A 21,648-nucleotide genomic window follows, 5' to 3' on the forward strand; every position below is an offset into this window, starting at 1 on the left:
CCCGTTCGCAGGCAGGCCCACCGCCGAAGCCCGCGGCCCCTCCCGGACGCCGCCCGGGTACACCGCTCCCCCCGGCGCCGGTGTCGCTCCCTCCGTGGCCGTCCCCGGCCGCTTCGCCCACGCCCGACTCGCCGGCGCCGGGCACGGCGGCGTCCCGTGGGGGCGGTCTCGCGGCAGGCCCGCCCGTGCCGGGGACACCGCTCCCTCCCGCGCCGCTGACCAGCGACGCCCTCCCCCTCAGGTCGCCTGGGCGCCCGGCGGGCACGCCTCCGGAGACTTTGGGCACGCCGTCCGCCCTGGGGGTGGAGGCCGCGCCCCCCGCCGCGGCCTCCCCCGCGTCGGGTGGTCTGTCGAGCACCCCGCCCGCGGTCGCCTCCGCCTCGGCGCCCCCTGCCTCGCCTCTGTCCACGAGCAAGGAGATCGTCCCGGCGCGGTCCCTCGCGGGCTCGTCCGCGACCGGCTTCGGGCTGGGGGCCGACCGGCCGTCGTCCGGGCCCGTGGTCGAACGCCCGCCGTTCGTCCCCCCGGGTGCGGTTCCGGAGCTTCCGGCAGGGCCGAGTTCCACGCCGCCCGCCTCGTCCTCGCGGAAGCGGCTCCTGCTGGTCGGCGGGGCCGTGGTGGCGGTCGCCGCGGTCGGCACCGCCGCCGTCTTCGGGTACCAGGCCTTCAACCTGGGCGGCGGCACGCCGGTGACCATGCCCGACCCGATTCCGTCTGTGGACGTCGTGATCCCCGAGCCCACGGACCTGCCGTCGGCCGAGCCGTCTCCGGCCATCACGACGGTCCTCAACTCGGAGAAGACCGATCCGAGGAAGCTGACCCTGAAGGAGGCGTTCGCCCGGCAGAAGGTGACGGTCGGCGGGCGCACGTTCGTCCGGACGAAGGTGAACATCACCGCCCAGTGGGAGAAGGCCGCCGTGGGGGCGTTCGCCAAGGCGCTGAAGAAGGCCGGGTGCAGCCGGATCCTCCGGGCGACGTACGTGGACGGGAAGCGGCGGTACGCCGTCACCACGGGCATCGCGGTGTTCCCGACCAAGGAGGCCGCCGTCGCGGTGGACAAGAAGAAGGACCTGGCGAAGACCCTGTGGTTCCGGGGGCTCGCCGGAGCGGCGGGGAGCGGCGCGGACAAGGTCGACATCTCGGGCGGCTACGCGTCCGGGCTGGTGTGGGGCCGGTACATCGTCTTCAGCTTCGCCACCTACAGCGACGGGCACACTCCGACGGCCCAGGAGAAGGATCTCGGCCCGGTCAGCGGCGCGTTCCGGGACTACACCGCCCAGGTCATACAAAAACGCGTCACAGGCTGACCGGTCCGAAATGTCCTAAGCAATCGGCGGACGACCCACCCCTCGGCCCCGGCCCCGACCGGGAGCCGAGGGGGCGACCCGGAAGTGCCGCGGGTCCCCTCGCCAAAGTGCCTCCGGTCCGGCCCCCAGCGCGGCCTGCGGTCCGGCCCCTGGTACAGACGTGCGAGCGTCGGCCCGCGCCGGACGCCGACCGTCGAATGCGGGCTGAGGACGGCTCAGCGGCTCAGCGTACGGACGCGGCGGGTCTGCCGAGCGCGGCTGATCAGTTCCTCGGGGCCGGGGTATCGGACCTCTTCCAGGCACAGGCCGTGGGCGGGGGCCACGTTGACCCCGGAGTCGCGTACCGCGTTGACGAGGACGGTTCCCGGCCATTCGACCGGCCGGTTGCCCTCGCCTACGGCGAGCAGCGAGCCGACGAGCGCGCGGACCATGGAATGGCAGAACGCGTCGGCGACCACGGTGGCGACGAGCAGCCCGTCCTCCTCGCGCTCCCATTCCAGCCGCTGGAGCTCCCGGATGGTCGTGGCACCGTCGCGGCGCTTGCAGAACGCGGCGAAGTCGTGCTCGCCGATGAGCCGGGCGGCGGCGGCGTTCATACCGCCGAGGTCGAGGGGGCGCGGGTACCAGAGGACCTCGGCCCTGCGCAGCGGGTCCACGCCCCCAGGCGCGTCGCACACGCGGTACGCGTACCGGCGGGACAGGGCGGAGAACCGGGCGTCGAAGCCCTCAGGGGCCTCTGTGACGGCGTTCACCCGGACGTCCAGGGGCAGAGCGCCCGCGAGGCGCCGCAGGAGCGCAGCGAGCCGCTCAGCCATGGTCATGGGCGCCACGGGGTCGCTCCGGCGTCCCTCGGTGGCCCTGAGCGAGGCGACGGGGATGTCGACGTGGGTCACCTGTCCCCGGGCGTGCACGCCGGCGTCCGTACGGCCGGCGACGGTCAGGGAGGGAGGCGGGTCCAGGCGGAGGATGCGGCCGAGCGCCTGCTCCAGCTCCCCCTGGACGGTGCGCAGCCCTGGCTGCCGGGCCCATCCCGAGAAGTCCGTCCCCTCGTAGCCCAGATCGAGCCGCAGGCGAACGGTCGGCTCCCCCGCGTCCGCCCCTATCCCCGGCGCGAGCCCGGCCACCGTCCCCGGCACAGGCGCGACGTCGGACACCGGCTCGGGCATGCTCTCGGACGCGGTCTCGGACGCGGACACGGTCTCGGAGGCGGTCTCCGGTCCGGCCGGAGCGGACATGCACGACACGGAGGACATGCACGACACGGAGGACGTGGACGACGCCAGCAGGGACGTCGCCGCAGCTTCGGGGGCGTCGTCAGGGGTTCCGGGAGTCACGGTTCCTCCTCTCGGAAAGGTCGGCGGACGGCGGAGGGTCTGGGAACGACACGAGCCCAGCGCACCGGTCGAGTGCGCTGGGCCCGTGTCGCGATCGATCATCGGCCGGGACCGAAGACCCCGGCATCACCACTGCCCGATCAGGCCTCGTCCTTCTTGGACTCGGTCTTCTCGTCCGCGGCGGGGGTCTCGTCCGCGGGCGCGGCGTCGGCCGGAGCCTCAGAGGAGGCGTCGGCGGGGACGTCGTTCTCGGGAAGCTCGACGATCTCCTCGGCGGGCGCAGCGGCAGCGGGAGCCGTACGAGTGGTGACCGTGGCGGCGTTCAGCGGCTCGCTCACCAGCTCGATCAGCGCCATGGGGGCGTTGTCGCCCTTGCGCGCGCCGAGCTTGGTGATGCGGGTGTAGCCACCGGGACGCTCGGCGAAGGTCGGAGCGATCTCGGTGAACAGGTGGTGGACGACGCCCTTGTCCTTCACCACGGTCAGGACCTGGCGGCGGTTGTGGATGTCGCCCTTCTTGGCCTTGGTGATCAGACGCTCGGCCAGCGGCCGGAGGCGCTTGGCCTTGGTCTCGGTGGTGCGGATGCGGCCGTGCTGGAACAGCTGGGTGGCGAGGTTCGCCAGGATCAGCCGCTCGTGGGCCGGGCTGCCGCCGAGACGTGCGCCCTTGGGAGGCTTGGGCATGGTCTATCTCCTTTGGGATCACCCGCTCCGGCCGTACGAGGTACCGGGGTCGGGCCGGGAGTCTTGGAGGCGGTCCCCCAGGACTCCCGTTCTCGGATGCCCCGCTCCGGCCGTGTCAGGTACCGGAGTCGGGCAGGGAGCCTCGGAGTCGGTGCTCCGGGGCTCCCGCTGACGTGGAACTTCGAGGCTTCGGGTACGCGATGAAGCCGGGCGCCCGAAGGCTCAGTACTGCTCGGTCTCGACGTAACGGGCGTCGTCGTCGTCGTAGTCGCCGCCGGCGACGGCCGTCGGGTCGAACCCGGGCGGGGAGTCCTTGAGGGCCAGCGTCATCTCGTGCAGCTTCTGCTTGACCTCTTCGATCGACTTGGCACCGAAGTTCCGGATGTCGAGAAGGTCCTGCTCGCTGCGGGCGACGAGCTCGCCCACGGTGTGGATGCCCTCGCGCTTGAGGCAGTTGTAGGAGCGGACCGTGAGGTTCAGCTCCTCGATCGGCAGCGCCAGGTCGGCGGCGAGCGCCGCGTCCGTCGGCGACGGGCCGATGTCGATGCCCTCAGCCTCGACGTTGAGCTCGCGCGCCAGGCCGAACAGCTCGACCAGCGTCTTGCCGGCGGAGGCCACCGCGTCGCGGGGCTTCATCGACGGCTTGGTCTCGACGTCGAGGATGAGGCGGTCGAAGTCGGTGCGCTGCTCGACTCGGGTGGCCTCGACCTTGTAGGTGACCTTGAGGACCGGCGAGTAGATGGAGTCGACGGGAACGCGGCCGATCTCCTGGCCGGGCTGCTTGTTCTGGGCGGCGGAGACGTAGCCGCGACCGCGCTCGACGGTCAGCTCCATCTCCAGCTTCGCCTTGCCGTTCAGCGTGGCGATGTGCAGGTCGGGGTTGTGCACCTCGACACCGGCGGGCGGCGCGATGTCGGCGGCGGTGACCTCGCCGGGGCCCTGCTTGCGCAGGTACATCACGACCGGCTCGTCGTGCTCGGAGGAGACGACCAGCGCCTTGAGGTTGAGGATGATGTCGGTGACGTCTTCCTTGACCCCGGGCACGGTCGAGAACTCGTGCAGCACGCCCTCGATGCGGATGCTCGTGACCGCCGCCCCCGGGATGGAGGACAGCAGCGTGCGCCGCAGCGAGTTGCCGATGGTGTAGCCGAAGCCCGGCTCCAGCGGCTCGATGACGAACCGCGACCTGGTCTCCTCGATGGACTCTTCGAGGAGGGAGGGACGCTGTGCGATCAGCATGTGGGTTCTCCCCTGGTTCCGCGGGGCCCGCTATTTGACCACCGCGACGGTTCTTCCGACCACCCAGGGCGTGCCGCCTCCGGATCGGAGGAGACACGCCCTTCGGACGGCCTGCGAGCTCTTACTTGGAGTAGAGCTCGACGATCAGCTGCTCCTGGACCTGCGTGTCGATCTGCTGGCGGACCGGGAGCTGGTGCACGAGGACGCGCAGCTTGTCCGGCACGACGCCGAGCCATGCCGGGACGGTCCTGTCGCCGACGGTGGCGCGGGCCACCTCGTACGGCATGAGGTTGCGGGACTTCTCACGGACCTCGATGATGTCGTGCTCACGCACGCGGTAGGACGGGATGTCGACCTTCTTACCGTTCACCAGGATATGTCCGTGACGGACCTGCTGGCGGGCGGCGTCGCGCGAGACGGCGAGGCCGGCGCGGAAGACGACGTTGTCGAGACGGCTCTCCAGGATCTGGAGCAGGTTCTCGCCGGTCTTACCGGTCTTGCGGTTGGCTTCCTCGTAGTAGTTGCGGAACTGCTTCTCGAGGATGCCGTAGATGCGGCGGGTCTTCTGCTTCTCGCGGAGCTGGAGCTGGTACTCCGACTCCTTGGGACGGCCGCGGCCGTGCTCACCCGGCGGGTAAGGACGGATCTCGATGGGGCACTTGGGGGACTCACACTTGGCGCCCTTGAGGAAGAGCTTGGTCTTCTCACGGCGGCAGAGCTTGCAGTCCGCTCCGGTGTAACGAGCCATTTCTCAGTCTCTCCTGGGCCTCAGACGCGGCGGCGCTTGGGCGGACGGCAACCGTTGTGGGGAACCGGGGTCACATCCTGGATGGAACCCACCTCCAGGCCGGTGGCCTGGAGCGACCGGATGGCGGTCTCGCGACCGGACCCGGGGCCCTTCACGAAGACGTCGACCTTGCGCATGCCGTGCTCCATGGCGCGGCGGGCGGCGTTCTCGGCGGCCATCTGCGCGGCGAACGGGGTGGACTTGCGGGAGCCCTTGAACCCGACGTGGCCGGCGCTGGCCCAGGAGATCACGTTCCCACTCGGGTCGGTGATCGAGACGATCGTGTTGTTGAACGTGCTCTTGATGTGGGCGTGCCCGTGAGCGACGTTCTTCTTTTCCTTGCGGCGCACCTTCTTCGGTGCGCCTTGGCGGCTCTTCGGCGGCATGTAGCGCTATCTCCTGAGGTGGTCGGTCCTGCTGCGTGTACGGGGGCGTGGGGCGGGCCGCCGGGCCCTGCCGGACACCCCCGGCGCGGACTACTTCTTGCCGGGCTTCTTCTTGCCGGCCACGGTCTTCTTCTTGCCCTTACGGGTGCGCGCGTTGGTCTGCGTACGCTGACCGTGCACGGGGAGACCGCGGCGGTGCCGGATGCCCTGGTAGCAGCCGATCTCGATCTTGCGGCGGATGTCGGCCTGGACTTCACGGCGCAGGTCACCCTCGATCTTGAAGGTGGCCTCGATGTAGTCACGCAGCGGCACCAGCTCGGTGTCGGAGAGCTGGTGGACGCGAAGGTCCCCGCTGATCCCCGTGGCCTGCAGCACTTCGAGAGCGCGGCTGCGGCCGATTCCGTAAATGTAGGTGAGAGCGATCTCCAGCCGCTTGTCGCGGGGGAGGTCGACGCCAACCAGGCGAGCCATGGTCGGGCATTCTCCTTCGATGTGGCGGAGGTCCTGCGCCTCACTACCCCTCCCCATGCCCGGGGTGAGGGCCCCGGCCTCCGACCGGGGGTCTCCCGCGTGGTTCGGCGTGCGCCGCCTGCGCGGGTGTGATGCGCGATTACGTCGTATTCACTTGTGACCCGAGGGCCCGCGCGCGGCGGGCCTCACCGGGACGCAATCAGCCCTGGCGCTGCTTGTGGCGCAGGTTGTCGCAGATCACCATGACGCGACCGTGCCGGCGGATCACCTTGCACTTGTCGCAGATCTTCTTGACGCTCGGCTTGACCTTCATAGTCCTTGTCGTTTCCTCAGACGGCCCGCCCGCCGGCACTGCCGGTCGAGTCGCCCGCCCGTGCGCGCACGGCCGACCGGCTCTTCCTCGCCGCCGGGTAGGAGGCTTACTTGTATCGGTAGACGATCCGCCCACGACTAAGGTCGTAAGGGCTCAGTTCCACGACGACCCTGTCGTCGGGGAGGATCCGGATGTAGTGCATCCGCATCCGTCCGCTGATGTGGGCCAGGACCTTATGGCCGTTGTCGAGTTGCACCCGGAACATCGCGTTCGGCAGCGACTCAACCACAGTGCCCTCGATCTCGATGGCGCCGTCCTTCTTGGCCATGTCCCTCGCGTTTCACTGATCGGTCGTCTGAGGTTTCGGCACACTACGCAGCCGCGACCGCGAGCGCGTGAGAGAGCGGCGGATCGAACCGCCGGACGCGCAGATGGTCATAGTGAGCCGACAAAGGAGTGTACGACAACCGGCGAGGAATTGCGAAACGCCTGGCGCCTGTCCGGACACAACCGCCCACCACTCTACCTCAGACCTGCCTCTTGACGGGATTGGTGACGACGAGGGGATCGGGCACGCGGACGCGCCCACCCGGCCGCCGGTACCGCCGATACCCGGCCTGGGTGGGCGCGTGCTCACGGGAGGACACGCCAGGGCCGTCGGCGGCGGCGATCACGTGTCCAGTGCGCGGGCGGACGGTCACAGCGCTCGTCTTTCTCGGCGGTAACCCCCGTTGTCCGCTAAAGATCACTTACCCGCCAACAAACCGGGAAACTGCCATGAGTGGTAAAGCCTGCGTCCAATGGCCGTGAACATGAGAAGAGCGGGCGCCCCCCTGGAGCACCCGCCCGCGATCCCCCGTCTCAGGTCCTCCTCGCTGGGACCGGAGACCTCACTTCACCCCCCACCGGCTCAGAAGCCGTAGTTCTTCCAGCCGCTCCAGTCGTAGTCGCGCGTGGAGCCCTCGCCGACCCGGAAGCGGAACCCGTCGATGTCACGGTCGTTGAAGAACAGGCGCGTGTGGTAGTGGCCGAAGGTCTTGTAGCGCTTGTAGAAGTGCCAGCCCTCGTCGTCGTGGTAGTAGAAGTCGGCCCAGCTGTACTCGCGGTCGCGGTCACGGTCGAACAGGTCGAAGTCGACGTAGTGGCGGCCGCCCTTGACGCCCCAGAAACCCTTGACGTAGGAGCGGTGCCCCCGGTCCTCGCCGCGGCCGAAGCCGGAGTAGATCGGGCCGAAGCTCCCGCCGGACCGCTGCGCCTGGGCGGTCGCCGTGACACCCGCGGTGGTGCTCGCGTCGGTGGTGGCGGCCTGGGCGGCGGTGCCGGTGGCGGCGAGTCCTGCGGCCAGCGAACCGGCGAGGGCGGTGCCGACGACCAGGTTGCGAATCTTTCGCACGGTGTTCCTCCTGATTGCGAGCCGCCCTCGGGATGAGGACGGTTTCCCCGTGCCGGCCGAGCTTTCGGTGCCGCTCGTTCCGGACATCGCTCACGTTAGGAAGATCTGACCGCGCGTTCCGCGTACGAATACACACTCGGGGCCGAACGTGCACTACTGCACAGAAGCGGATATCAGCCCTTACTGCCGCGGTTCTTTGGGTTGCTGCCGAATATGGTGCTGACCAGCAGAATCGCGCCCCAGGGCCCGGCGACCCACATCGGCCAGAAATATCCGCCGAAGTCAGACATGGCCCAGATGACCGTGCACACCGCCACCGCCCCGGCCCAGGTCGCCCACGCCGCCTTGAGCCCCTTCTGAGCCTCGGTGGGCCCCTGGACGGCGCCTGGAGCCGGCGCGGGGACGGGGACGGGCCGCGCCTGCAGGTCGATGTCCGGCAGGTCGGCCGTCAGCTTCTGGAGATCGCCGTACGTCCTGCCCTGGTAGACGAGTTCCAGGCGCTCCTGGAACTCCTCCATGGTGAGCCGGCCCTGGGCGCAGTGCTCACGGAGCGCGGCCGCGGTCCTGTCCCTGTCGCCGTCGGACGCCCTCATGTCCGGTGTCGCCGCCATCGATCCCTCAACTTCCGCGCTGACGTCCGCCGCGGGGGCGCGGCGGGTCAAAGGGACTCAACGCCCTGTCTCTCCGCCGGCCACGGCCTGCCCACCCAGCAGTTCGCTGAGCCGTGCCTTCCCCCCGTCAAGGGCGGTAAGCACCCAAGGACCATTATCGGTCACGGCGACGCTGTGCTCGAAGTGCGCGGACGCCTTTCCGTCGATCGTCACGACGGTCCAGTCGTCGCCGAGCACGCGGGTGCGGTCGGTGCCGAGGTTGAGCATCGGCTCGACCGCGAAGCACATGCCCGGCTCGAAGCGCGGGCCCTTGCCCGGCCTGCCGTGGTTGGCCACCCACGGCTCCATGTGCATCTCGGTGCCGATGCCGTGCCCGCCGTACTCCTGGGGGATGCCGTAGCGGCCCTGAGATCGAACGTAACGCTCTACCTCGTGCCCGATGTCGGAAAGGTGCCGCCCCACGGTCAGAGCGGCGACACCGCGCCACATGGCCTCTTCCGTGACCCGCATCAGCTCGGTGAGGGCGGGGTCCACCTCGCCGACGCTCACGGTGATCGCCGAGTCGCCGTGCCACCCGTCCAAGATCGCCCCGCAGTCGATGGAGATGATGTCGCCCTCGCGCAGCGCGCGCCGGGCGGTCGGGATGCCGTGGACCACCTCGTCGTTGACCGACGCGCAGATGGTGGCGGGAAACCCCTGATAGCCCTTGAAGGACGGGATCGCCCCCTCGTCGCGGATGGCCTTCTCGGCGATCGCGTCGAGGTCGAGCGGCGTGATCCCGGGTCGCACGGATTCCCGCAGGAGCTCGAGCGTCCGCCCGACGACGAGGCCGGCGGCCCGCATCTTCTCCACCTGCTCCGGCGTCTTGATCTGGATTCCGTGCTTGTTCTTCTTGAACACTTACTGGCACCCCCTGGGGTGATTCAACGGACGGCGCGGCGGCCCGATTCCCCCGATTGTCCCCCAACATGCCGAACGCCACCCCTGGAAAAATCCCCAGAAGTGGCGTTGGCACCGAATCGGATGCATTCGGCGGTATTACGTCATTCCGCGAAGCGGCGAAGCTCTGCCATCGCGCGCTGAGTGATCTCCTCGACCGGCCCGGTGGCGTCCACGCCGCGCAGGATGCCCTCGTCGGCGTAGAACCTGATCAGCGGAGCGGTCTGGTCCTGGTAGACCTCCAGCCGGTGGCGGATGGTCTCTTCCCGGTCGTCGTCCCGCTGGAACAGATCGCCGCCGCACGCGTCGCAGACCCCCTCGTTACTGGGAGGGTCGAACACGACGTGCCACACCTTGCCGCAGGAACGGCACGTGCGCCGCCCCGCCAGGCGCCGCACGACCTCCTCCTCGTCGACGACGAGCTCCAGCACGACGTCGAGCGAGGTGTCGAACTCGGCCAGCATCTTGTTGAGGATCTGGGCCTGTGGCACGTTGCGCGGGAAGCCGTCCAGCAGGAAGCCCACCTGCGCGTCCGGCTCCGAGAGGCGGTCTCGGACCATGGCGACGGTCACCTCGTCGGGTACGAGGTCGCCGCGGTCCATGTACTCCTTGGCAAGCTTGCCGAGTTCCGTACCGCCCGACACGTTGGCACGGAAGATGTCCCCTGTCGAGATCTTCGGGATGGACAGGTTCGATGCGATGAACTGGGCCTGTGTCCCCTTGCCCGCTCCGGGGGGCCCGACCAGGACGACGCGCACTACTTGAGGAAGCCCTCGTAGTTCCGCTGCTGCAGCTGGCTCTCGATCTGCTTCACGGTGTCCAGCCCAACACCAACCATGATCAGAATGCTCGTGCCTCCGAACGGGAAGTTCTGGCTCGCTCCTGCCACCGCCAGTGCGATGATCGGCACCATGGAGATCAGGCCCAGATACAGCGAACCGGGAGCGGTCAGGCGCGTGAGTACGTAGCTCAGGTACTCAGCGGTCGGCCGTCCCGGGCGGATGCCCGGGATGAATCCACCGTACTTCTTCATGTTGTCGGCCACTTCAACGGGGTTGAAGGTGATGGACACGTAGAAGTAGGTGAAGAAGATGATCAGCACGAAGAACGTGATCATGTAGACCGGGTGGTCGCCGCGCACGAAGTTCTGCGCCAGCCACTGGACCACCGCGTTCGGCTCCGCGCTGTTGCCGAACAGCGACACCACGAGCTGCGGGAGATAGAGCAGCGAGGAGGCGAAGATGACCGGGATGATGCCGGCCTGGTTCACCTTCAGAGGGATGTAGGTCGAGGTCCCGCCGTACATGCGCCGGCCCACCATGCGCTTGGCGTACTGCACCGGGATGCGCCGCTGCGCCTGCTCGACGAAGACGACCGCCGCGATCATGAACACCCCGACGACCATCACCACGACGAAGGTGAAGGCGTTCTGGCGGAAGATGTTCAGGAGCTCCGACGGGAAGACCGCGATGACCTGGGTGAAGATCAGGATGGACATGCCGTTGCCGACGCCCCGGTCGGTGACGAGCTCGCCCAGCCACATGATCACGGAGGTGCCCGCCGTCATCACGACCACCATCGTGACGATGGTGAAGGCGTCGTTGTTGACCAGCAGCGGCTGACGGCAGTTGGGGAAGAGCTGCCCGGTACGCGCCAGCGCGATGAAGGCGGTCGACTGCAGGACCGCGAGGCCGATCGTGAGGTAACGCGTGTACTGTGTGATCTTGGTGGTGCCGGCCTGGCCTTCCTTCTTCAGAGCCTCGAGCCGCGGGATCACCACCGTCAGCAGTTGGAGGATGATGCTGGACGTGATGTACGGCATGATGCCCAGCGCGAACACTGAAAGTTTCAGCAGCGCGCCGCCGCTGAACAGCTGCACCATTCCGTAGATGTTGGCGGCGTCGCTGGCCTGCGCCTCCTTGAGACACTGCTGCACGTTGATCGTGTTGACGCCCGGCGTCGGCAGGACCGACCCGAGCCGGAACAACACGATGATGCCCAGCGTGAAGAGAAGCTTGTTGCGCAGGTCGGGCGTACGGAACGCCCGGCTAATCGCGGTCAGCACGGTCCCTCCTGCGCGCCTTTACGGCGGTATCGGTCAGCGAAGGTCTGCGGGTGATCCATCGGCACATCTCTGATCAACGAGCCCTGGACACCGTTTGTCCAGCGCACTCTAACGCACTACGGGCGCGGCGGCTCTCTCCGAGCCCCCGCGCCTCGTATTGCCTGCCTACTACAGCTCGGTGACGGAGCCACCGGCCGCAGCGATCTTCTCCTTCGCGGAGGCGGAGAACGCATGCGCACTCAGGTTCAACGCCACCGTGATCTCGCCGGTTCCCAGGATCTTGACCAGCTGGTTCTTGCGGACGGCGCCGCGCTCGACCAGCGTCTCCACGGTGACGTCGCCGCCCTCGGGGAAGAGCTCGCCCAGCCTGTCCAGGTTGACGACCTGGTAGGTCGTCTTGAACAGGGCGTTGGAGAAGCCCTTCCGCTTGGGCAGGCGCCGCTGGAGCGGAACCTGGCCACCCTCGAAGCCGTAGGGCACCGTCGTACGGGACTTGGTGCCCTTGGTGCCACGACCGGAGGTCTTGCCCTTGGACGCCTCGCCGCGACCCTTGCGGATCTTGGCCTTGTTGGCGCCGGGAGCCGGACGCAGGTGGTGGATGCGCAGCGGCGTGCCGCCGCCGGTGTTCTCAGCGTTAGCCATGACTAGTCGACCTCTTCCACCTCGACGAGGTGCGTCACCACGGCGACCATGCCCCGGATCTCCGGGCGGTCCTCCTTGACGACGACGTCGCCGATTCGCTTCAGGCCCAGCGAGCGCAGAGAGTCACGCTGGTTCTGCTTGCCACCGATCTTGGATCGGACCTGGGTGATCTTCAGACGAGCCATGGGCTAGCTCACCGCCTTCGCCGCGGCCGCAGCCTCGGCGATGCCCTCGGCGCGGGCCTTGAGCATGCGCACAGGGGCGACGTGCTCGATCGGCAGCCCACGACGCGCGGCGATCTCCTCGGGCCTGCTGAGGCCCTTCAGAGCCGCGACGGTGGCGTGGACGATGTTGATCGGGTTGTCCGAGCCGAGCGACTTGGACAGCACGTCGTGGATGCCGGCGCACTCCAGGACGGCGCGCACGGGGCCACCCGCGATGACACCGGTACCGGGCGAGGCCGGGCGCAGCAGGACGACGCCCGCGGCGTCCTCACCCTGCACGGTGTGCGGGATGGTGCCCTGGATGCGCGGCACCTTGAAGAAGTGCTTCTTGGCCTCCTCGACGCCCTTGGCGATCGCCGCGGGCACCTCCTTGGCCTTGCCGTACCCGACGCCGACCAGGCCGTTGCCGTCGCCGACGACGACCAGGGCGGTGAAGCTGAAGCGCCGGCCGCCCTTGACGACCTTGGCGACCCGGTTGATCTTTACGACGCGCTCGATGTACGAGACGCCCTTCTCGGCAGCGCCGCCGCGGCGATCGTCGCGACGGTCACGCCGCTCACCACCGCCGCCGGCACCGCGACGCGGAGCTGCAGCCATCAGTGGTTCCTCTCCTCGTTGCTCTTGATTGCGATCCTGGCCGGTTCCGATCCTCGGACACAGTGGCGTTCCTCGGACATCAGAACTCCAGCCCGCCTTCTCGGGCGCTGTCCGCGAGGGCCGCGATGCGGCCCGCGTAGCGGTTGCCACCGCGGTCGAACACGACAGCGGTGATCCCGGCGGCCTTGGCCCGCTGAGCGACGAGCTCGCCGACCTTCTTCGCCTTGTCCGTCTTGGTGCCCTCGGACGTACGCAGCGAGACGTCCAGGGTGGAGGCGCTCGCCAGCGTGTGACCCGCGGTGTCGTCCACGATCTGGACGAAAATGTGGCGCGCGGAGCGGTTGATGACCAGGCGCGGACGGGCCAGAGAGCCGACGACCTTCTTGCGGACGCGACGGTGACGGCGCGAGCGCGACAGCGCACGGGCGGCCGTGTGCTTGGCAACCTTGGTGAAGGCCATGACTACTTACCAGCCTTTCCGACCTTGCGGCGGATGACTTCGCCCTGGTACCGCACGCCCTTGCCCTTGTAGGGGTCGGGCTTGCGCAGCTTGCGGATGTTCGCGGCGACCTCGCCGACCTTCTGCTTGTCGATGCCGTCCACGTGGAACAGGGTCGGCCGCTCGACGCGGAAGGAGACGCCCTCGGGGGCGTCGACGATCACCGGGTGGCTGAAGCCCAGCGAGAACTCCAACTGCGTCGGGCCCTTGGCCTGGACGCGGTAACCGACGCCGACGATCTCCAGCGTCTTGCTGTAGCCCTTGGTCACGCCGTCCACCATGTTGGAGATCAGCGTCCGGGACAGCCCGTGGAGCGCGCGTACCTTGTTCTCATCGTTCGGACGGGTGACGGTGATGTTGCCGTCATCCGCACGGGCGACGTCGATCGGCTCGGCGATCGTGTGCGAGAGCGTGCCCTTCGGCCCCTTGACCGTGACATCCCGGCCGTCGATGGTGATGTCCACACCATTCGGTACGGGGATGGGCAGCCGTCCAATTCGCGACATGCTGGATTCCTCCCCTCGTTACCAAACGTAGGCGAGGACTTCCCCGCCCACACCACGCTTGCCGGCCTGCTTGTCGGTCATGAGGCCACCGGACGTCGAGATGATCGCGACGCCGAGACCGCCCAGGACCTTGGGCAGGTTGTCCTTCTTTGCATAGACCCGCAGACCGGGCTTGGAAACCCGGCGCAGGCCCGCGATTGACCGTTCACGCGTGGGCCCGAACTTGAGCTCCACCACGAGGTTCTTTCCAACCTTGGCGTCCTCGACGGTCCAAGCCTGGATGTAACCCTCCTGCTGGAGGATCTCGGCGATGTGCGCCTTGATCTTCGAGTACGGCATGGCCACGGTGTCGTGGTATGCCGAGTTCGCGTTACGCAGACGCGTCAGCATGTCTGCGATCGGGTCGGTCATCGTCATGGCCGGTGGCCCTCCTCACCGCGGTTTCCCGAGAGGGACCTACGGTGTGGTCGTGGGCGCCTCGATCGGCGCCCGGTTGATATGACTTTGAAATGAGCCGGTACGGCGCGGGCCCCCTGGAGGAGGCCCGCACGCGGGCTACCAGCTCGACTTGGTGATGCCGGGCAGCTCGCCCCGGTGCGCCATCTCGCGGAAGCAGACGCGGCAGAGGCCGAACTTGCGGTAGACGGCGCGGGGCCGGCCACAACGCGAACAACGAGTGTACGCGCGGACACCGAACTTCGGCTTGCGCTCGGCCTTGGCGATCAGAGACTTCTTGGCCATTGCTCAGGCCTCCTTGTTGCGATCCACAGCCATCGTGACTGCCTACGCTTCCTTGAAGGGAAAGCCGAGAAGCTTGAGCAGCGCCCGGCCCTGGTCGTCGTTCGTGGCGGTGGTCACGACCGTGATGTCCATGCCCCGCTGGCGGTCGACCCTGTCGGGGTCCACCTCGTGGAACATGACCTGCTCGGTCAGCCCGAAGGTGTAGTTCCCGTTGCCGTCGAACTGCTTGGGCGAGAGGCCGCGGAAGTCCCGGATACGCGGAAGCGCGAGGGAGAGCAGCCGGTCGAGGAACTCCCACATGCGGTCGCCGCGCAGCGTCACGTGCGCGCCGATCGGCATGCCCTCACGCAGCTTGAACTGCGCGATGGACTTGCGGGCGTGGGCGACCGCCGGCTTCTGGCCGGTGATGGCCGTGAGGTCGCGGACCGCGCCCTCGATGAGCTTGGAGTCCCGGGCCGCCTCGCCGACGCCCATGTTCACCTTGATCTTGGTGAGCTTGGGGATCTGCATGACGTTCTCGATGCCGAACTGCTCGCGCAGCTTCTCCGCGATCTCCTCGCGGTACCGCTGCTTGAGGCGCGGCACGGGGCGCTCGGTCTCAGTGGTGGTGGCGGTCATCAGTTGTCCTCACCCGATTCGCCGGCCTCGGCGGCCTTCTTCGCGGGCTTGTCGTCCTTCTTCGCCTCGTCCTTCTTGGCCTCATCCTTGAGCTTCTTCACGTTGCTCACGTGGATGGGGGCCTCCAGGGTCTGCACGCCGCCTTCCTTGGCGCCGCGCGGTCCCTGGTGGGTGACCTTGGAGTGCTTCTTGACCAGGTTCACGCCCTCGACGACCACGCGGTCCTCGGTCGGAATGGCGCGGATCACGCGGCCCTTGGCACCCTTGTCCTTACCGGCGATGACCTGGACGAGGTCACCCTTCTTCACATGCAGCTTCGGCATCTACAACACCTCCGGCGCGAGCGAGATGATGCGCATGAACTTCTTCTCGCGCAGCTCGCGACCCACCGGACCGAAGATACGCGTGCCCCGAGGGTCACCGCTGTCCTTGATGATGACCGCGGCGTTCTCGTCGAAGCGGATGTAGGAGCCGTCGGGGCGGCGGCGCTCCTTACTGGTGCGCACCACGACAGCCTTGACCACATCACCCTTTTTGACACCCGCGGCGGGAAGGGCGTCCTTCACCGTCGCGACGATGATGTCGCCGATACCCGCGTAGCGCCGACCCGAGCCACCGAGCACGCGGATGCACAAAAGCTCCTTGGCACCCGTGTTGTCGGCGACCTTGAGTCGCGACTCCTGCTGGATCACGTCAACTCCCGTGTGTCACGCCGGTTCTCATTCTCTGAGCCTGGCGGAACTAGATTCGGTCTTTACACCCCCGGCGGCGGCCCTGCCGGCTCCGAGGGGGGACGCCACACGGGAGACCCCCTTCCGGGGGGCCTCCCGCACGGCGACTTACTTGGCCCGCTCGAGGATCTCCACGACCCGCCACCGCTTGGTGGCGGACAGCGGCCGGGTCTCCATCAGGAGGACGCGGTCGCCGACGCCGCAGGAGTTCTGCTCGTCGTGAGCCTTGTACTTGGTCGTACGGCGGATGACCTTGCCGTACAGCGGGTGCTTGACGCGGTCCTCAACGGCGACGACGACGGTCTTGTCCATCTTGTCGCTGACGACCAGACCCTCGCGGGTCTTGCGGTAGTTCCGCGCCTGTGCGGTCTCGGTGGTCTCAGTTGTCTCAGCCATCGCTCGGCTCCTTCTCGACCGTGATGATGCCGAGCTCCCGCTCGCGCATCACGGTGTAGATACGGGCGATCTCGCGGCGGACGGCGCGGAGCCGCCCATGGCTCTCCAACTGACCGGTCGCCGCCTGGAAGCGGAGGTTGAACAGCTCCTCCTTGGCTTCCTTCAGCTTCTGGACCAGCTCTTCCTGGTCAGAAGTCCGCAGCTCACCGGCGGTCAGGCCCTTAGCCATCACGCCTCACCCACTTCACGCTTGACGAACCGGCACTTCATAGGGAGCTTGTGCATCGCGCGGCGCAGGGCCTCGCGGGCGACCGGCTCGGTGACGCCGGAAAGCTCGAACATGACGCGGCCGGGCTTGACGTTGGCGATCCACCACTCCGGCGAACCCTTACCGGAACCCATGCGGGTCTCGGCCGGCTTCTTGGTCAGAGGGCGGTCCGGGTAGATGTTGATCCACACCTTGCCGCCACGGCGGATGTGCCGGGTCATGGCGATACGAGCGGCCTCGATCTGGCGGTTGGTCACGTAGTGGTGCTCAAGCGCCTGGATGCCGTACTCGCCGAACACGACCCTGGTGCCGCCCTTGGCGGCGCCGCTGCGGTCGGGCCGGTGCTGCTTACGGTGCTTGACCCTGCGCGGGATCAGCATGGTCAGCTCCCCTCAGCACCCGGCTGCTCCGCCGGGCCGGTCTCGGGCGCCCCAGCGGGCGCGGTGTTCTCGGTCCTGGCTCCGCTGGCTCCGCCACGACCGCCGCCACGAGGCGCGCCGCCGTCACGTCCACCACGACCGCCGCCGCCCGCGCCGCCACGACCGCGCTGCGGCCGGTCGGTGCGGTCACGACGCTGGCCGCCGGCGCGCGCACCGGCGGCGGCCGCCTCGCGCTCGGCGCGGCTGGTCGGGGCCTCGCCCTTGTAGATCCACACCTTCACGCCGATACGACCGAAGGTGGTGCGGGCCTCGTAGAAGCCGTAGTCGATGTCCGCGCGGAGGGTGTGCAGCGGCACGCGGCCCTCGCGGTAGAACTCCGAGCGCGACATCTCGGCGCCGCCGAGACGGCCGGAGCACTGGACACGGATGCCCTTGGCGCCGCTCTTCATCGCCGACTGCATGGCCTTGCGCATCGCCCGCCGGAAGGAGACCCGGCTGGAGAGCTGCTCGGCCACGCCCTGGGCGACGAGCTGGGCGTCGACCTCGGGGTTCTTGACCTCGAGGATGTTGAGCTGGACCTGCTTCTTGGTCAGCTTCTCGAGGTCGCCACGGATGCGGTCCGCCTCGGCGCCGCGGCGGCCGATGACGATGCCCGGCCGGGCGGTGTGGATGTCGACCTGGACGCGGTCGGTGGTGCGCTCGATCTCGACCTTGGAGATGCCGGCGCGCTCCATGCCCTTCTGCAGCATGCGGCGGATCGACACGTCCTCGGCGACGTACGACTTGTACAGCTTGTCGGCGTACCACCGGCTCTTGAAGTCGGTCGTGATGCCGAGCCGGAACCCGTGCGGGTTAACCTTCTGGCCCACTAGCGGGTCCTTCCCTTCGGCTTGCCCTGGCGCTCGGGCCGGGACTCGACGATCACAGTGATGTGGCTCGTCCGCTTGTTGATCCGATAGGCACGGCCCTGGGCACGGGGGCGGAACCGCTTGAGCGTCGGGCCCTCGTCGACCCACGCGCGGCTCACGACCAGAGTGTCGCGCTCGAGCTTGAAGTTGTGCTCGGCGTTCGCCATCGCGCTCGACAGCACCTTGTAGATCGGCTCGCTCGCCGCCTGAGGGGCGAACTGCAGCACGGCCTGCGCCTCCGAAGCGGGCAGCCCGCGAATGAGGTCCACCACACGGCGGGCCTTCTGGGGCGTGACGCGGACGAACCGCGCCTGAGCCCTGGCTTCCATCGCTTACTCCTCGTTTCTGAAAGGCGCTTACCGCCGGCTACGCCGGTCTTCCTTGACGTGGCTGCGGAAGGTCCGCGTCGGCGCGAACTCGCCCAGCTTGTGGCCGATCATCGACTCGGTGACGAAGACCGGGACGTGCTTGCGCCCGTCGTGGACGGCGATCGTGTGGCCGAGCATGTCGGGCACGATCATGGAGCGCCGCGACCACGTCTTGATGACGTTCTTGGTGCCCTTTTCGTTCTGCGTGTCCACCTTCTTCATCAGGTGGTCGTCGACGAAGGGGCCCTTCTTAAGGCTACGTGGCATTTAGGCTGCTCCTACCGCTTCTTCCTCTTGCTCCGCCGACGGATGATCAGTCGGTCGCTGGCCTTGTTGGCCTGACGGGTACGGCCCTCGGGCTTGCCCTTGGGGTTCACCGGGTGGCGACCGCCGGAGGTCTTGCCCTCACCACCACCGTGCGGGTGGTCGACCGGGTTCATGGCGACACCGCGGACGGTCGGGCGCTTGCCCTTCCAGCGGTTACGACCGGCCTTGCCGATGTTGATGTTGGCCTGCTCGGCGTTGCCGACCTGGCCGACCGAGGCGCGGCAGCGCACGTCCACCTGGCGCATTTCGCCGGAGGGCATACGCAGCGTGGCGTACTGCCCCTCCTTTGCCAGGAGCTGGATCTGCACGCCGGCGGACCGGCCGAGCTTCGCGCCGCCACCGGGCTTCAGCTCCACGGCGTGGATGAAGGTACCGGTCGGGATGTTGCGCAGCGGCAGGCAGTTGCCCGGCTTGATGTCGGCCGCGGGGCCGTTCTCGATGCGGTCGCCCTGCTTGATGCCCGTGGGAGCGAGGATGTAGCGCTTCTCGCCGTCCGCGTAGTGCAGGAGCGCGATGCGCGAGGTCCGGTTCGGGTCGTACTCGATGTGAGCGACCTTCGCCGGGATGCCGTCCTTGTCGTGGCGCCGGAAGTCGATGATCCGGTAGGCGCGCTTGTGCCCGCCGCCCTGGTGACGCGCGGTCACACGGCCGTGGACGTTACGGCCACCCTTGCTGTGCAGGGGAGCAAGCAGCGACTTCTCCGGCGTGCTACGCGTGATCTCGGCGAAGTCCGAGACGCTCGCGCCGCGACGACCCGGAGTCGTCGGCTTGTATTTACGGATGCCCATCTTTTTCGTTCATCCCTCGTCGGTGTTGCGTGGCAATGCGGTGGAGATCAGCTGATCTGACCGAAGATGTCGATCCGGTCGCCTTCCACCAGGCTCACGATCGCCCGCTTGGTGCTGGGGCGCTGGCCGTAGCCGAACTTCGTGCGCTTGCGCTTGCCCTGCCTGTTGATCGTGTTCACGCTCGTGACCTTGACGCCGAAGATCTGCTCGATCGCGATCTTGACCTGGGTCTTGTTGGCCGTCTTGCGCACCAGGAACGTGTACTTGTTGTGCTCATCGATCAGGCCGTAGCTCTTCTCGGAGACGATCGGCTTGATGATGATGTCGCGCGGGTCGGCGATCTTCTGCATCAGGCGTCTTCCTTCCCGCTGCCGCCCAGCCGCGCCACGACCTGGTCGTAGGCCTCACGGGTGAAGACCAGGTCGTCGTAGCAGAGCACGTCATAGGTGTTGAGCTGGCCCGCGTCCAGGAGGTGAACCTCCGGGGCGTTGCGCAGGCTCAGCCAGGTGAACTCGTCACCCTCGTCGACCACGACGAGGACGCTGCGAGCCTTGGTGATGGTGCGCAGGGCCGCGAGCGCCACCTTGGTCTTCGGGGTCTCCCCCGTGACCAGGCTGTCGACGATGTGAACCCGGCCACCGACCGCGCGGTCGCTGAGGGCTCCGCGAAGCGCCGCGGCCTTCATCTTCTTGGGCGTCCGCTGCGAGTAGTCGCGCGGCTGGGGACCGTGGACGGTGCCACCGCCGGCGAACTGCGGCGCGCGGGTCGAGCCCTGGCGGGCGCGGCCGGTGCCCTTCTGCCGGTACGGCTTCTTGCCGCCACCGCTGACATTGCCGCGGGTCTTCGTCTTGTGGGTGCCCTGGCGGCGCGCGGCCAGCTGGGCGACGACGACCTGGTGGATCAGCGGGATGTTGACCTTGGCCCCGAAGATGTCCTCGGGCAGGTCGACGCTTCCGGTCTTCGCGCCGGCCGCGTCGAGGATGTCAATGGTGGTGCTCACTTGGCAGCCCCCTTCTTGGCGGCGGTGCGAATGAGGATCAGGCTGCCGTTGGCGCCGGGGACGGCGCCCTTGAGCAGGATGAGGCCCTTTTCGACGTCGACGGCGTGAACCTTGAGGTTCTGGACCGTGGTGCGGGTGTTGCCCATGCGGCCGGCCATGCGCACGCCCTTGAAGACGCGGCCCGGGGTGGCGCAGCCGCCGATGGAGCCGGGCGAGCGGTGCTTGCGCTGGGTACCGTGCGAGGCGCCCAGACCGCGGAAGCCGTGACGCTTCATGACACCCGCGAAGCCCTTGCCCTTGCTCTTGCCCGTGACGTCCACGAACTGGCCGGCCTCGAAGGTGTCGGCCAGGACCTCCTGGCCGAGGGTGTACTCGGAGGCGTCGCTGGTGCGGACCTCGACGAAGTAGCGGCGCGGGGTGATGTCGTGCTTGCGCAGGTAGTCACCCAGGGGCTTGTTGACCTTGCGCGGGTCGACCTGCCCGTAGCCGAGCTGAACGGCCGAGTAGCCGTCCTTTTCTTCACTGCGGACGCGGGTCACCACGCACGGACCGGCCTCGACGACGGTCACCGGAACCATCCGGTTGCCCTCGTCGAAGACCTGGGTCATGCCGAGCTTCTTGCCCAGGACGCCCTTGATCTGCTTAGCCATGTCAGTGCGTTCCCTCAGAGCTTGATCGAGATGTCGACGCCGGCCGGGAGGTCGAGGCGCATGAGCGAGTCGACCGTCTTCGGCGTCGGATCGATGATGTCAATCAGCCGCTTGTGCGTGCGCATTTCGAAGTGCTCACGGCTGTCCTTGTACTTGTGCGGCGAGCGGATGACGCAGTACACGTTCTTCTCGGTCGGCAACGGCACCGGGCCCGCGACCTTCGCGCCAGTCCGCGTCACCGTCTCGACGATCTTCTTGGCCGAGCTGTCGATGACCTCGTGGTCATAGGCCTTAAGCCGGATGCGGATCTTCTGTCCCGCCATAGTGGCCTCGGTGTCCTTCGCTGTCGTCCTGCAAAAGTTTCGTGCGGCCTTGTGCCGCTGTCAGGTGTCCCGGCCTGGGTGCCGCTGACCCGTCTCATACTTCCGTGATCTTGCAGTCGACTCGGTCGTGAGACCGAGACGGCTGCGAGATCAC

Annotated in this window: 36 protein-coding genes; 1 reads left to right on the forward strand and 35 read right to left on the reverse strand. The window is 68.0% G+C overall.

Features of this window, described 5'->3' with window-relative positions; translation table 11 throughout:
• Positions 1-278: 278 nt before the first annotated feature.
• Positions 279-1,307: a hypothetical protein gene (locus AB0H21_RS32655; RefSeq protein WP_358524467.1), complete on the forward strand. Its 1,029-nt coding sequence runs from the start codon at positions 279-281 to the stop codon at positions 1,305-1,307.
• Positions 1,308-1,522: 215 nt separating this feature from the next.
• Here the strand turns inward: AB0H21_RS32655 and truA are convergent, their stop codons facing one another.
• The 35 genes from truA to rpsJ form a co-directional block, all read right to left on the reverse strand.
• Entirely contained in the window at positions 1,523-2,473 is a 951-nt protein-coding gene (gene truA, locus AB0H21_RS32660) for a tRNA pseudouridine(38-40) synthase TruA (RefSeq protein ID WP_358524597.1), read from the reverse strand.
• A 308-nt stretch (positions 2,474-2,781) separates the two neighbouring features.
• Positions 2,782-3,324 (reverse strand): 50S ribosomal protein L17, encoded by a 543-nt coding sequence (rplQ, locus tag AB0H21_RS32665; RefSeq protein WP_358524470.1) that lies wholly within the window; start codon positions 3,322-3,324, stop codon positions 2,782-2,784.
• Positions 3,325-3,546: 222 nt separating this feature from the next.
• A complete protein-coding gene (locus AB0H21_RS32670) occupies positions 3,547-4,563 on the reverse strand; it encodes a DNA-directed RNA polymerase subunit alpha (protein ID WP_114032755.1) in 1,017 nt (338 codons plus the stop codon).
• A gap of 121 nt (positions 4,564-4,684) precedes the next feature.
• A complete protein-coding gene (rpsD, locus tag AB0H21_RS32675) occupies positions 4,685-5,311 on the reverse strand; it encodes a 30S ribosomal protein S4 (protein WP_114032754.1) in 627 nt (208 codons plus the stop codon).
• 20 nt (positions 5,312-5,331) lie between these two features.
• Positions 5,332-5,736, reverse strand: coding sequence for a 30S ribosomal protein S11 (gene rpsK, locus AB0H21_RS32680; protein WP_012887860.1), 405 nt, complete (start codon positions 5,734-5,736; stop codon positions 5,332-5,334).
• A gap of 90 nt (positions 5,737-5,826) precedes the next feature.
• Positions 5,827-6,207 (reverse strand): 30S ribosomal protein S13, encoded by a 381-nt coding sequence (gene rpsM, locus AB0H21_RS32685; protein ID WP_358524474.1) that lies wholly within the window; start codon positions 6,205-6,207, stop codon positions 5,827-5,829.
• Between the two features lie 199 nt (positions 6,208-6,406).
• A complete protein-coding gene (rpmJ, locus tag AB0H21_RS32690; RefSeq protein ID WP_003956441.1) occupies positions 6,407-6,520 on the reverse strand; it encodes a 50S ribosomal protein L36 in 114 nt (37 codons plus the stop codon).
• A 106-nt stretch (positions 6,521-6,626) separates the two neighbouring features.
• Complete coding sequence (infA, locus tag AB0H21_RS32695; protein WP_012887858.1) at positions 6,627-6,848, reverse strand: translation initiation factor IF-1; 222 nt, start codon at positions 6,846-6,848, stop codon at positions 6,627-6,629.
• A 199-nt stretch (positions 6,849-7,047) separates the two neighbouring features.
• Complete coding sequence (locus AB0H21_RS32700; protein WP_358524478.1) at positions 7,048-7,221, reverse strand: hypothetical protein; 174 nt, start codon at positions 7,219-7,221, stop codon at positions 7,048-7,050.
• 209 nt (positions 7,222-7,430) lie between these two features.
• Positions 7,431-7,913, reverse strand: coding sequence for a hypothetical protein (locus AB0H21_RS32705; RefSeq protein WP_358524481.1), 483 nt, complete (start codon positions 7,911-7,913; stop codon positions 7,431-7,433).
• Between the two features lie 173 nt (positions 7,914-8,086).
• Positions 8,087-8,524 carry a DUF1707 domain-containing protein gene (locus AB0H21_RS32710; RefSeq protein ID WP_358524484.1) on the reverse strand — a complete coding sequence of 146 codons (438 nt, stop codon included), beginning with the start codon at positions 8,522-8,524 and terminating at the stop codon, positions 8,087-8,089.
• 57 nt (positions 8,525-8,581) lie between these two features.
• Positions 8,582-9,424, reverse strand: a complete 843-nt coding sequence (gene map / locus AB0H21_RS32715) for a type I methionyl aminopeptidase (protein ID WP_358524487.1) — start codon at positions 9,422-9,424, stop codon at positions 8,582-8,584.
• Positions 9,425-9,567: 143 nt separating this feature from the next.
• Positions 9,568-10,221, reverse strand: coding sequence for an adenylate kinase (locus tag AB0H21_RS32720; protein WP_358524489.1), 654 nt, complete (start codon positions 10,219-10,221; stop codon positions 9,568-9,570).
• A complete protein-coding gene (gene secY / locus AB0H21_RS32725; protein WP_358524491.1) occupies positions 10,221-11,528 on the reverse strand; it encodes a preprotein translocase subunit SecY in 1,308 nt (435 codons plus the stop codon). Before secY ends, AB0H21_RS32720 begins: the two co-directional genes overlap by 1 nt.
• A 168-nt stretch (positions 11,529-11,696) precedes the next feature.
• Positions 11,697-12,170 carry a 50S ribosomal protein L15 gene (gene rplO / locus AB0H21_RS32730; RefSeq protein ID WP_358524493.1) on the reverse strand — a complete coding sequence of 158 codons (474 nt, stop codon included), beginning with the start codon at positions 12,168-12,170 and terminating at the stop codon, positions 11,697-11,699.
• Between the two features lie 2 nt (positions 12,171-12,172).
• Positions 12,173-12,355, reverse strand: a complete 183-nt coding sequence (rpmD, locus tag AB0H21_RS32735) for a 50S ribosomal protein L30 (RefSeq protein ID WP_020542293.1) — start codon at positions 12,353-12,355, stop codon at positions 12,173-12,175.
• 3 nt (positions 12,356-12,358) lie between these two features.
• Positions 12,359-12,991 (reverse strand): 30S ribosomal protein S5, encoded by a 633-nt coding sequence (gene rpsE, locus AB0H21_RS32740; RefSeq protein ID WP_114032746.1) that lies wholly within the window; start codon positions 12,989-12,991, stop codon positions 12,359-12,361.
• A 79-nt stretch (positions 12,992-13,070) separates the two neighbouring features.
• Positions 13,071-13,451, reverse strand: a complete 381-nt coding sequence (gene rplR, locus AB0H21_RS32745) for a 50S ribosomal protein L18 (RefSeq protein WP_358524497.1) — start codon at positions 13,449-13,451, stop codon at positions 13,071-13,073.
• A gap of 2 nt (positions 13,452-13,453) precedes the next feature.
• A complete protein-coding gene (gene rplF, locus AB0H21_RS32750; protein WP_358524500.1) occupies positions 13,454-13,996 on the reverse strand; it encodes a 50S ribosomal protein L6 in 543 nt (180 codons plus the stop codon).
• Positions 13,997-14,014: 18 nt separating this feature from the next.
• Positions 14,015-14,413, reverse strand: a complete 399-nt coding sequence (gene rpsH / locus AB0H21_RS32755) for a 30S ribosomal protein S8 (RefSeq protein WP_189162753.1) — start codon at positions 14,411-14,413, stop codon at positions 14,015-14,017.
• Between the two features lie 138 nt (positions 14,414-14,551).
• Entirely contained in the window at positions 14,552-14,737 is a 186-nt protein-coding gene (locus AB0H21_RS32760) for a type Z 30S ribosomal protein S14 (protein ID WP_114032742.1), read from the reverse strand.
• A 42-nt stretch (positions 14,738-14,779) separates the two neighbouring features.
• Positions 14,780-15,355 carry a 50S ribosomal protein L5 gene (rplE, locus tag AB0H21_RS32765; RefSeq protein ID WP_358524503.1) on the reverse strand — a complete coding sequence of 192 codons (576 nt, stop codon included), beginning with the start codon at positions 15,353-15,355 and terminating at the stop codon, positions 14,780-14,782.
• The gene (rplX, locus tag AB0H21_RS32770) at positions 15,355-15,669 is read right to left on the reverse strand and encodes a 50S ribosomal protein L24 (protein WP_358524600.1); all 315 of its coding nucleotides are present in this window, start codon (positions 15,667-15,669) and stop codon (positions 15,355-15,357) included. The genes rplE and rplX overlap by 1 nt, the downstream gene beginning before the upstream one ends.
• A gap of 9 nt (positions 15,670-15,678) precedes the next feature.
• Positions 15,679-16,047 carry a 50S ribosomal protein L14 gene (rplN, locus tag AB0H21_RS32775; protein WP_114032739.1) on the reverse strand — a complete coding sequence of 123 codons (369 nt, stop codon included), beginning with the start codon at positions 16,045-16,047 and terminating at the stop codon, positions 15,679-15,681.
• 147 nt (positions 16,048-16,194) lie between these two features.
• Positions 16,195-16,482 carry a 30S ribosomal protein S17 gene (gene rpsQ, locus AB0H21_RS32780; protein WP_114032738.1) on the reverse strand — a complete coding sequence of 96 codons (288 nt, stop codon included), beginning with the start codon at positions 16,480-16,482 and terminating at the stop codon, positions 16,195-16,197.
• Positions 16,475-16,711, reverse strand: coding sequence for a 50S ribosomal protein L29 (rpmC, locus tag AB0H21_RS32785; protein WP_184608220.1), 237 nt, complete (start codon positions 16,709-16,711; stop codon positions 16,475-16,477). The genes rpsQ and rpmC overlap by 8 nt, the downstream gene beginning before the upstream one ends.
• Complete coding sequence (gene rplP, locus AB0H21_RS32790; RefSeq protein WP_114032737.1) at positions 16,711-17,130, reverse strand: 50S ribosomal protein L16; 420 nt, start codon at positions 17,128-17,130, stop codon at positions 16,711-16,713. Before rplP ends, rpmC begins: the two co-directional genes overlap by 1 nt.
• 2 nt (positions 17,131-17,132) lie before the next feature.
• Entirely contained in the window at positions 17,133-17,999 is an 867-nt protein-coding gene (gene rpsC / locus AB0H21_RS32795; protein ID WP_358524509.1) for a 30S ribosomal protein S3, read from the reverse strand.
• Positions 17,999-18,367, reverse strand: a complete 369-nt coding sequence (gene rplV / locus AB0H21_RS32800; RefSeq protein ID WP_358524511.1) for a 50S ribosomal protein L22 — start codon at positions 18,365-18,367, stop codon at positions 17,999-18,001. Before rplV ends, rpsC begins: the two co-directional genes overlap by 1 nt.
• A gap of 27 nt (positions 18,368-18,394) precedes the next feature.
• Positions 18,395-18,673, reverse strand: coding sequence for a 30S ribosomal protein S19 (gene rpsS, locus AB0H21_RS32805; RefSeq protein ID WP_184608224.1), 279 nt, complete (start codon positions 18,671-18,673; stop codon positions 18,395-18,397).
• An 11-nt stretch (positions 18,674-18,684) separates the two neighbouring features.
• The gene (rplB, locus tag AB0H21_RS32810; RefSeq protein WP_358524514.1) at positions 18,685-19,521 is read right to left on the reverse strand and encodes a 50S ribosomal protein L2; all 837 of its coding nucleotides are present in this window, start codon (positions 19,519-19,521) and stop codon (positions 18,685-18,687) included.
• A gap of 47 nt (positions 19,522-19,568) precedes the next feature.
• Entirely contained in the window at positions 19,569-19,871 is a 303-nt protein-coding gene (gene rplW / locus AB0H21_RS32815; protein WP_358524516.1) for a 50S ribosomal protein L23, read from the reverse strand.
• Entirely contained in the window at positions 19,871-20,521 is a 651-nt protein-coding gene (gene rplD, locus AB0H21_RS32820; RefSeq protein WP_358524518.1) for a 50S ribosomal protein L4, read from the reverse strand. The genes rplW and rplD overlap by 1 nt, the downstream gene beginning before the upstream one ends.
• Positions 20,518-21,171, reverse strand: coding sequence for a 50S ribosomal protein L3 (rplC, locus tag AB0H21_RS32825; protein WP_358524520.1), 654 nt, complete (start codon positions 21,169-21,171; stop codon positions 20,518-20,520). Before rplC ends, rplD begins: the two co-directional genes overlap by 4 nt.
• Before the next feature lie 14 nt (positions 21,172-21,185).
• A complete protein-coding gene (gene rpsJ / locus AB0H21_RS32830; RefSeq protein ID WP_012887830.1) occupies positions 21,186-21,494 on the reverse strand; it encodes a 30S ribosomal protein S10 in 309 nt (102 codons plus the stop codon).
• Between the last annotated feature and the right edge of the window lie 154 nt (positions 21,495-21,648).

The organism is Sphaerisporangium sp. NPDC051011, from assembly GCF_040653595.1.
GTDB lineage: Bacteria > Actinomycetota > Actinomycetes > Streptosporangiales > Streptosporangiaceae > Sphaerisporangium.

Excerpts from the sequence above, each read along its gene's own strand:
- truA (WP_358524597.1), bottom strand. The coding sequence starts at position 2,473 with ATGCCCGAGCCGGTGTCCGACGTCGCGCCTGTGCCGGGGACGGTGGCC.
- rplQ (WP_358524470.1), bottom strand. The coding sequence starts at position 3,324 with ATGCCCAAGCCTCCCAAGGGCGCACGTCTCGGCGGCAGCCCGGCCCAC.
- AB0H21_RS32670 (WP_114032755.1), bottom strand. The coding sequence starts at position 4,563 with ATGCTGATCGCACAGCGTCCCTCCCTCCTCGAAGAGTCCATCGAGGAG.
- rpsD (WP_114032754.1), bottom strand. The coding sequence starts at position 5,311 with ATGGCTCGTTACACCGGAGCGGACTGCAAGCTCTGCCGCCGTGAGAAG.
- rpsK (WP_012887860.1), bottom strand. The coding sequence starts at position 5,736 with ATGCCGCCGAAGAGCCGCCAAGGCGCACCGAAGAAGGTGCGCCGCAAG.
- rpsM (WP_358524474.1), bottom strand. The coding sequence starts at position 6,207 with ATGGCTCGCCTGGTTGGCGTCGACCTCCCCCGCGACAAGCGGCTGGAG.
- rpmJ (WP_003956441.1), bottom strand. The coding sequence starts at position 6,520 with ATGAAGGTCAAGCCGAGCGTCAAGAAGATCTGCGACAAGTGCAAGGTG.
- infA (WP_012887858.1), bottom strand. The coding sequence starts at position 6,848 with ATGGCCAAGAAGGACGGCGCCATCGAGATCGAGGGCACTGTGGTTGAG.
- AB0H21_RS32710 (WP_358524484.1), bottom strand. The coding sequence starts at position 8,524 with ATGGCGGCGACACCGGACATGAGGGCGTCCGACGGCGACAGGGACAGG.
- rplO (WP_358524493.1), bottom strand. The coding sequence starts at position 12,170 with ATGGCTAACGCTGAGAACACCGGCGGCGGCACGCCGCTGCGCATCCAC.
- rpmD (WP_020542293.1), bottom strand. The coding sequence starts at position 12,355 with ATGGCTCGTCTGAAGATCACCCAGGTCCGATCCAAGATCGGTGGCAAG.
- rpsE (WP_114032746.1), bottom strand. The coding sequence starts at position 12,991 with ATGGCTGCAGCTCCGCGTCGCGGTGCCGGCGGCGGTGGTGAGCGGCGT.
- rplR (WP_358524497.1), bottom strand. The coding sequence starts at position 13,451 with ATGGCCTTCACCAAGGTTGCCAAGCACACGGCCGCCCGTGCGCTGTCG.
- rplF (WP_358524500.1), bottom strand. The coding sequence starts at position 13,996 with ATGTCGCGAATTGGACGGCTGCCCATCCCCGTACCGAATGGTGTGGAC.
- rpsH (WP_189162753.1), bottom strand. The coding sequence starts at position 14,413 with ATGACGATGACCGACCCGATCGCAGACATGCTGACGCGTCTGCGTAAC.
- AB0H21_RS32760 (WP_114032742.1), bottom strand. The coding sequence starts at position 14,737 with ATGGCCAAGAAGTCTCTGATCGCCAAGGCCGAGCGCAAGCCGAAGTTC.
- rplE (WP_358524503.1), bottom strand. The coding sequence starts at position 15,355 with ATGACCGCCACCACCACTGAGACCGAGCGCCCCGTGCCGCGCCTCAAG.
- rpsQ (WP_114032738.1), bottom strand. The coding sequence starts at position 16,482 with ATGGCTGAGACAACTGAGACCACCGAGACCGCACAGGCGCGGAACTAC.
- rpmC (WP_184608220.1), bottom strand. The coding sequence starts at position 16,711 with ATGGCTAAGGGCCTGACCGCCGGTGAGCTGCGGACTTCTGACCAGGAA.
- rplP (WP_114032737.1), bottom strand. The coding sequence starts at position 17,130 with ATGCTGATCCCGCGCAGGGTCAAGCACCGTAAGCAGCACCGGCCCGAC.
- rplV (WP_358524511.1), bottom strand. The coding sequence starts at position 18,367 with ATGGAAGCCAGGGCTCAGGCGCGGTTCGTCCGCGTCACGCCCCAGAAG.
- rpsS (WP_184608224.1), bottom strand. The coding sequence starts at position 18,673 with ATGCCACGTAGCCTTAAGAAGGGCCCCTTCGTCGACGACCACCTGATG.
- rplB (WP_358524514.1), bottom strand. The coding sequence starts at position 19,521 with ATGGGCATCCGTAAATACAAGCCGACGACTCCGGGTCGTCGCGGCGCG.
- rplW (WP_358524516.1), bottom strand. The coding sequence starts at position 19,871 with ATGCAGAAGATCGCCGACCCGCGCGACATCATCATCAAGCCGATCGTC.
- rplC (WP_358524520.1), bottom strand. The coding sequence starts at position 21,171 with ATGGCTAAGCAGATCAAGGGCGTCCTGGGCAAGAAGCTCGGCATGACC.
- rpsJ (WP_012887830.1), bottom strand. The coding sequence starts at position 21,494 with ATGGCGGGACAGAAGATCCGCATCCGGCTTAAGGCCTATGACCACGAG.